This window comes from Desulfatibacillum aliphaticivorans DSM 15576, from assembly GCF_000429905.1.
In the GTDB taxonomy this organism is placed as follows: domain Bacteria; phylum Desulfobacterota; class Desulfobacteria; order Desulfobacterales; family Desulfatibacillaceae; genus Desulfatibacillum; species Desulfatibacillum aliphaticivorans.
This window is the reverse complement of sequence record NZ_AUCT01000037.1, coordinates 51956-58124: the sequence shown is the minus strand read 5'-3', so window position 1 is coordinate 58124 and position 6169 is coordinate 51956. Positions and strand designations below refer to the sequence as shown.

At 51.9% G+C, this 6169-nt stretch carries 5 protein-coding genes and 1 pseudogene; 1 reads left to right on the top strand and 5 read right to left on the bottom strand.

All coding sequences use genetic code 11. The features are described 5' to 3' along the window. Positions 1-186 (top strand): annotated as a pseudogene (locus G491_RS36155) (IS1634 family transposase); the annotation flags it as partial. 66 nt (positions 187-252) lie between these two features. Here G491_RS36155 and G491_RS0124140 read toward each other — a convergent pair. From G491_RS0124140 to G491_RS0124120, 5 genes are all read right to left on the bottom strand, one after another. After that, positions 253-1191 carry a YncE family protein gene (locus G491_RS0124140; RefSeq protein WP_028316376.1) on the bottom strand — a complete coding sequence of 313 codons (939 nt, stop codon included), beginning with the start codon at positions 1189-1191 and terminating at the stop codon, positions 253-255. A 101-nt stretch (positions 1192-1292) separates the two neighbouring features. Next, a complete protein-coding gene (locus tag G491_RS0124135; RefSeq protein WP_248635510.1) occupies positions 1293-2918 on the bottom strand; it encodes a sensor histidine kinase in 1626 nt (541 codons plus the stop codon). Beyond that, positions 2878-3282 carry a response regulator gene (locus G491_RS0124130; RefSeq protein WP_028316374.1) on the bottom strand — a complete coding sequence of 135 codons (405 nt, stop codon included), beginning with the start codon at positions 3280-3282 and terminating at the stop codon, positions 2878-2880. The genes G491_RS0124135 and G491_RS0124130 overlap by 41 nt, the downstream gene beginning before the upstream one ends. 27 nt (positions 3283-3309) lie before the next feature. Then, complete coding sequence (locus G491_RS0124125; protein WP_028316373.1) at positions 3310-4134, bottom strand: cytidylate kinase-like family protein; 825 nt, start codon at positions 4132-4134, stop codon at positions 3310-3312. 19 nt (positions 4135-4153) lie between these two features. Further along, positions 4154-5959: an SLC13 family permease gene (locus tag G491_RS0124120; RefSeq protein ID WP_028316372.1), complete on the bottom strand. Its 1806-nt coding sequence runs from the start codon at positions 5957-5959 to the stop codon at positions 4154-4156. Positions 5960-6169: the final 210 nt, after the last annotated feature.

Genomic DNA, 6169 nt, shown 5'->3' with positions numbered 1-6169 from the left:
TTGGAAACGGGCATGACCTGGAACCAGGTTCGCAGGATTCTGGAGCGCCTGCACATGGGCGAATTTTTTTTGAATAATTCGCGTGTACTACAGCGCACGGTATTGACGCCTGATCAAAATAAAATACTGAAAAAATTAAAGATAAAGCCTCCGACCCTTATCAAAAAGATCGATTTGACCTCCTGATTTGTAGGCACCACACTAATTTTGCCTCCATTGATAACTATTTGTTTTTATATCCTATTGACAAAATCATGTTCCTACCACTGTCGAAGGCAGGCAAAAGGCGGTGACATCTTCAATTCTTTTATCATCCATAGAGCAAAGAAAGTACTCCGGATCGCCCCTTAGTACATCGCAGCCTAAAATCAAGTGGTTTTCGTCCACCCACCAGACGCCATGCAACTCCCCATAAATTTCAACGTACTTCATTGAATCCTGACCAGCAGACATTGAGTCTTTTCTTGGGCCTGAACCGACATCGATGGAGTGTTCAACGGCTCCCTTGTTTATGTTGAAAACTTCAATGGTTTTGCCGTTAAAGTAAGTAAAGAATTTGGAATTAGGAGATATTTCCTGGCAATGAAATCGGGCGCCATTAAAAACAAAAGTAACCGGCTGGGTTTCAGCTTTCAGTGATGTTTTGTATTTATTTGTTGCCAAATTGAATTTTAGCAGCCTCAGGCTTTTTGTTTTCTCGGTGTATCCAAATTTCCTGTGTTCACCATGCCAATTAGAAAGAGTTTTTTTGATAACAACAAGCAACTCATTATCGTCGCTCCAGGCAATTGATGAAATGAGTTCGTCTCCCGGAACTTCGTATTTCAGTATTTCACCGCCTTTATCATCATAGGCGAAAACGCTTCCTGCTGTTTTTGCAGCAATATATTTACAATCATTGGATATCTTGGCGTCAATACTGAATCTCGGCGGCGCATGCTTGTAAACATTGCCAAGATTTACGGAAAAGTCCTTATTGCCGATAGAGTGGATGTTCAGACGAACGGTTTTGCTTTTGATTGTGGGAGGTTCTGGGGAGGGGATGAAAACGCCGTATTTGGCTTCGACTATCAACTCTATTTTTGCATGGCATCCATCACTACTGATATCAATTATGCTTTGTTCCGATGATCCAAAGCATCCAACGAGTCCCAACACGGATATAATCAGCAATTGTTTTAGGATTTTCATATACTGTTCTATTTTTGCATGGTGAAGTTTCACTAATGCTTAGCGGCGAGTTGGACAATAGCATAGGAATCGACCGTCAACAAGCCGGCTTGAGGCGATTGTTAATACAAAGGCGAGACGTGGGTTTCGTCGGTGATTTTGGCGGGAAAGGTGGTGACCGGCAGGGTGACCGTGAAGGTGGTGCCATGCCCCTCCTGGCTGAACACGCGGATTTGCCCGCCGTGCTTGGTGATGATGCCCTGGGACATGGAAAGGCCCAGGCCCGTACCCTTGCCCTGGGGCTTGGTGGTGAAGAAAGGATCGAAGATGGAGCTCAGGATATGCTTGGGAATGCCGGTTCCGTAATCAATGACCTTGACGGCGATGTAATGGGGCTCGTCCGCGGGCAGGACGGTGACCGTGATGTTCCCCCCCGACTGGGAAGCGTCAATGGCGTTTAAAATCAAGTTCAGGAACACCTGCCGCAATTGCTGGCTGTCCCCGTGCACCCGGGGCAGCTTATCCGTGGAAGAAAAATCAATGTTGATCTTGGATCGCTTGAGCCGGTTGGAAGCCAGGGCGATGGTGTCCTTGAGCATTTCAGCCATGTCCAGGGGGGCCAGTTGGGAGCCGCTTTCCCGGGCGAAATCCAGGAGGTTGGCGATGATAGCCTTGGCCCGGTTGGCTTCGTTGACCACGTCGTTCATCATGTCTATGCGTTCTTCGTCGTCCGTGGATTCGTAATCCTCCAAAAACATATGGCCGGTGATCATGATGTTGTTGATGGGATTGTTCAATTCGTGGGCCACCCCTGCGGTGAGCGTGCCCACGGCGCGCAGCTTGTGGGATTGGATGAGCAGCGCCTCCCGCGCTTCCACGTCCAGGACCATCTGATTGACGGCCAGGGCCAGTTCCGTGAATTCGTCCCGGTAGGATCGTTTGGGCGTGATCAGGGTGTAATCCCCCGAGGCGATGCGTTGGGCGAAGGTTTTGTACTGTTCGATCCGATCAAGCACCCTGCGGGCCAGGATAAAGGAATTCACGGTCATGATGGCCAGGAGCGCCAGGAGGAAGTAAATATGCATGCGCCTGGCCCGGCTGATGGTCTTGGTCAGGGCCTGCCTTTCCTTGAGCGCCAGTTTGGCGGCCAGGGAAATCATGTTTTGCCCCTGCTCCCTGACTTCATCCGTCAGAGCTTCCTTGGCGTTCGCTTCGGACCCGTCCCAAGTGTCTCCCAAAGCCAGCAGCCTGTTGATTAGGACCTCATACTCCTTGAGGTTGGAAAGCATCTGGTCGTAGACGTTCTGGCCGGTAATGGAGAGAATTTGATCCTTGTTTGAATCCAGGATGCGGTTGGCGGAGGAGACATTGTCCAGGCCGTCCTTGAGATTGGTTCCGTACAGGAAATAGTTTTTTTCAAAGCGCCTGGCCTGCTCGATTTCGATCAAATATTGATTGACTGTCTCCAGAAAGCGCACTTTATGGTCCACCTCGTAAATGGACATCAAGAGGCCTATCACCGTGATGAGGGTGAAAAGGAACACCAAGGCGAAGCCAAGGTATATCTGGGCGCGTACGGAGAAACCAGGCCGGGCGAGCAGGGCCTTTCGGGCTTCTTCAAAGTCCCGGGCCCGCTCGTGCCGCGTGTTGATGGCTCCCTGGCCTGCGGTTCCTTCTGTTTTTTCCTGGGCGGCCTCAATCATGGCGTTAGGCGCTTTCGCCGGCTTCAAATGCAATGGGCTTGCCAAGGGCTTCTGCAGCCCTGGCGATGATGGCTCTCAGGTCGTCGGGCTTGAAGGGTTTGGCGATAAAGTCAAAAGCTCCCTTTTCCATGGCTTCCCTGGCCAGGGACATCATGGCGAAGCCCGTGATCATAATGACCTTGGTGGCGTTATTCTTGGCCACCACGTGTTCCAGGACCTGCATGCCGTCCACTTCCGCCATGCTGATGTCCGTCACCACAATGTCAAAATCCTTTTCATCAATGCGCTTCAGGGCTTCCACAGGATTTTGAAACACTTCCACTTCGCAGCCGACTTTAGCCAAAGCGGGCTTGAGCCTTTTACCCACTATGGGCTCGTCGTCCAGCAATAAAACATCCAAATTAGACATGGCATACTCCTATTCGTATAATATAATCTAACGGTTGCTTTCTACAGCTTGCCCGATGAAATCCGTGAGGATGTGCACTTCCACATGCTTGACGCCCGGGACGGTGCGGGCCGCTTCCTTGGCCACGGCCGAGTATTTTTTTGCGTTCCTTTTTAAGGCCTGGATGTGGATGACCGTGTTTTCTCCGTCCACCCTCACGCGGCAGTCGGGGAAGCGCTCCACCAATTTGGCCTTGACCTGGGCGGCCATGAGGAATTCCTTGACGCAGTTGATGGAATAAGTCATGGGCTCGAATTGCCTTAAGGAGGCCGTTTCCAGAATCATTTTTACGGCTTCGTCCTCTTCGATCTGGTTCAGGCTGATGACCAGGTCGTACAGGCCGGCATTGGATTCGTCCTGCTTGAAGACGTCCCTGGACCAGCGGTTTCTCGCCTTTTCATGCTTGGCGATAATTTTTTCAGCCTTGTTTTCCGGCGCGGTTCCTGCCGGGTGCAGCTCCTTGATCAATTGCTCGGGCCGTGTGAGAACGCGCACCTTGAAAAAGTGGGAGACTCCCTTGGCGTAAAGATGGGCGCCAAGACCATAGCAGACGATGTTGTCCGGCAGGAGTTTTTCTAAAGCGACGGCCTGAATGTAAGTCATGCATTGTTTTTTGAGCTTGGCCGGCATGCCGAATATGCCGGCGGGTCTGTCCAGGGCCTTTTTAAGCTGCGCTTCGTCCACATTATACTTTTGCGCCGCTTCCGGAAGAATATCCCTGTTTACAACCGAAAAACCGTTCTTCTCCACAATCTTTTCCGCAATGCGGGCAGCCGTTAAAGAAGAGTCCGAAGAAATGATAATACTTGCCATGGCTGTCTCCTAATTTGAATTAAACGCCGTAAAAAAAGTAAATCATAGCAATCATCACAACAATGAAAACCACGGATACCACGGATCCCGCTTTCATATAATCCTTGCTGCGGTAATGCCCAGGCCCCATGTACAGGGCATTGACCTGATGCGTGGGCAGGATGAATGAGTTGCTGGTGGCCAGGCCCACAACCAGAGCCGCCATCCTGGGATCGGCATTGGCGGCGATAGCCATGTTCACCACCAAAGGCACCAGGAGCACCGTGGCGCCCACGTTGGATATGACCAGGGTGAACACTGTGGACAGGATTCCAATAACGGTTAGCAGGACAATAGGACTTACGTCTCCGATGGCGCTGAGCACCGCGTTGGCGATCCATGCGGCCGTGCCCGTTTTTTCCGTGGCGATGCCAAGCGGGATAAGCCCGGCCAGCAGGAAAATGGTTCGCCAGTCCACGGCCTCATAGGCCTCGTCAATAGTGATGACCCGGGTCAATATCATGCCCAGTGCGCCGGTCATGAGGCACATGGATAATTGCAGATGGAAAATGATGACCATCACCAGGGCAACGGCCAGCCAAAATCCGGCGAAAATGGCCTTTTGCGGCCGCATAGGTTCTTTTTCGATAGGCGTGATAAACAGGAAGTTGCGTTCTTCCGCCAGGAGTTGGAGCCTTTTCCAGTCGCCGAACAAAAGCACGGAATCGCCCGCCGTCAGGGTAATATCGCCCAGGTCGGCGCGATACACCTCGCCCTGGCTGTACATGGCGATGGGCGTTACCTGGTAGCGGTCCCGGAGGTTGATCTCCCGCAGAGTCTTGCCTTCCACATGGGAGCGGGGCGCTACGACGGCTTCCACGCTGCCGGAAAGATCGTCGGCCAGTTGGTTTTTAAAGACGTCCAAAGCGGGTTTCATTTCCATGCCCAATTCCACGGCCATTCTTTTGGCGTTTTCCTCGGACCCAAACACCGCAATATCCATCTTGCCGCGCAACTCCAGATCCGCCGGAGGCGGCGCAAGAATGTGGTCCGGCGGCTCCTTGGCCGCAACAATATTCAAAAGATAGCGCTGACGCAGGTTTCTGACGCTTATCGGATCCCGGTAATGGGTGAAATCGGAGGGAATGTGCAATTCAAAGTGGCCGTCTCCGTTGGATGCTTTACGCTCCATGGCCCCGGCTTCCTGCAGCCCGGCGTCTTCTTTGGGCTGGGGCAAAATAAAGCGGCCTGCGACCACAAAGGTGAGGATGCCGGCCGCCACCAGGGCCACGCCCACCGGGGTCACGTCAAATAATCCGAAAGGCTTCAGGCCGAAGGGCTCCAGCAATTCATTCAAAAGGATCAAAGGGCTGGATCCCACCAGGGTGACCGTTCCGCCCAGGATGGCGGAAAAGCCGATGGGCATTAAAAGCTTGCTGGTGGGGATGCTCCGGTCTTTGCTGATTCGCTGAATGGCCGGCAAAAACAGGGCGGCCGCCCCGATATTTTGCATAAAGCTGGAGATGAACGCCACGGTTGCCGAGATGAAAATAATGATGCGGTTAGTGCTGCTCCCCGCCAAAGCCAGCACGGGCTTGACCAGCCGGTTGATGAGCCCCGTCCGGTCCAAGCCGGCCCCGATAATGATGACAGCTATGATGGAAATGACTGCATTTGATGAAAATCCTACAAACGCCTCCTTGGGGGTGACCAGCCCTAATATCGGCAGAGTCACCATCATGAGAATGGCCACAACATCCACGCGCACCCATTCAACAATAAAAAGAAAAACAGCCAAACAGATCATGGCCATAACCATGATAATTTCCAGACTCAGACCAGCCATGACAGCACCCTCTTCGCCTATCGACGGTTTCAAATTGGTTACGAATTTTAAAAAAGCAGTTCTTTTTGATTTACAACAAAAACGAGGTCTGGGGTCCCAAAAAATCTTCCCCAAACGTTATGCGGCCGGAACAAGAACAAGAAGGAAAATGGAAAGTACAACGAATGTGCTTGGCACGCCTTTTTGATCTGAATAGTTCCGGTCAAGGCG

What these genes read in the sequence shown, in the direction of transcription:
- G491_RS0124125 (WP_028316373.1), bottom strand. Translation starts at nt 4,134, where the DNA reads ATGGCAAGTATTATCATTTCTTCGGACTCTTCTTTAACGGCTGCCCGC.
- G491_RS0124120 (WP_028316372.1), bottom strand. Translation starts at nt 5,959, where the DNA reads ATGGCTGGTCTGAGTCTGGAAATTATCATGGTTATGGCCATGATCTGT.
- G491_RS0124140 (WP_028316376.1), bottom strand. Translation starts at nt 1,191, where the DNA reads ATGAAAATCCTAAAACAATTGCTGATTATATCCGTGTTGGGACTCGTT.
- G491_RS0124130 (WP_028316374.1), bottom strand. Translation starts at nt 3,282, where the DNA reads ATGTCTAATTTGGATGTTTTATTGCTGGACGACGAGCCCATAGTGGGT.